The 1,089-nt window shown below is 43.4% G+C and carries 1 protein-coding gene; it reads left to right on the forward strand.

Annotated elements, in window-relative coordinates; all coding sequences use genetic code 11:
• On the forward strand, positions 1-942 hold a 942-nt coding region (locus F607_RS32355; RefSeq protein WP_038292721.1), incomplete at its 5' end, for an IS3 family transposase.
• Positions 943-1,089 lie beyond the last annotated feature (147 nt).

Consider the following 1,089-nt stretch of genomic DNA (forward strand, 5'->3'; position numbering starts at 1 on the left):
GCCAGAACCTATCAACGATGGGTTGAAGGTGGTGGAGTAACAGCCGACCAGCGCCCTGAGGCGACTCGCTCATTACCCTCACATGCCTTGACAGAAGAAGAGCGTAAACATGTGCTTGAGGTGATGAATAGCCCTGTATTTGCGAGTATGCCTCCTAGCCAAGTGGTGCCTTATTTGGCTGATGAGGGTGTTTATTTATGTTCTGAATCGACCATGTACCGTCTGTTACGTGCTGAAAATCAACAGCACCACAGAGGGCGGAGTAAAGTGCCAGAAAAGAAGCCATTAGCCACCCATATCGCTATGGCTCCCAATGAAGTGTGGTGTTGGGATATTACGTGGTTACCTGGCCCAGCCAAAGGGCTTTACTACTACCTGTATTTGATACTCGATTTGTTTAGCCGAAAAATTGTAGGGTGGGAAATCTATGAAGAAGAGTCATCAGAGAATGCCTCGCTTTTACTGAGAAAAGCCTATTTAAAAGAAGACATTGCTACAAAGCCTTTAGTGCTTCATTCTGATAATGGTAGCCCAATGAAAGGTAGCGATATGCTGCAAACGATGCATAATCTTGGTGTGGTGAGTTCATTTAATCGTCCCCGAGTGAGTAATGATAATGCATATGCCGAATCAATTTTTCGAACCTGCAAATATCGACCTAATTATCCCTATAAGGGGTTTACCGATTTAGAGCAAGCAAGGGGCTGGGTGTTAAATTTTGTAGCCTGGTACAATCAAGAGCATCGACATAGTGGGATTCAGTTTGTGACACCTCAAGCACGTCATGAAGGCAAAGACCACACTATTTTGGAAAACCGTAAAGCCGTGTATGAAAAAGCAAGATTGACCAATCCAAGACGCTGGACAGGTAAAACACGTAATTGGAATCGAATTGAAAAGGTTTGGCTTAACCCTGATAAAAATCAGGTATTAAATAATTAGTGTAGGTTGGTTGATGCGACAACTATCTTGACAAACAGCGTCATCGATGAGTAATGCATCTTTAACTCGTTGACAGGTAAGCCACTAGTTTGACTAGTGTGACTCTCAAGGCTTGGCCTCTAGATTCAGTTTTATGGAGAAAGAAGA

The organism is Zooshikella ganghwensis DSM 15267 (genome assembly GCF_000428585.1).
Classification (GTDB): Bacteria; Pseudomonadota; Gammaproteobacteria; order Pseudomonadales; family Zooshikellaceae; genus Zooshikella; species Zooshikella ganghwensis.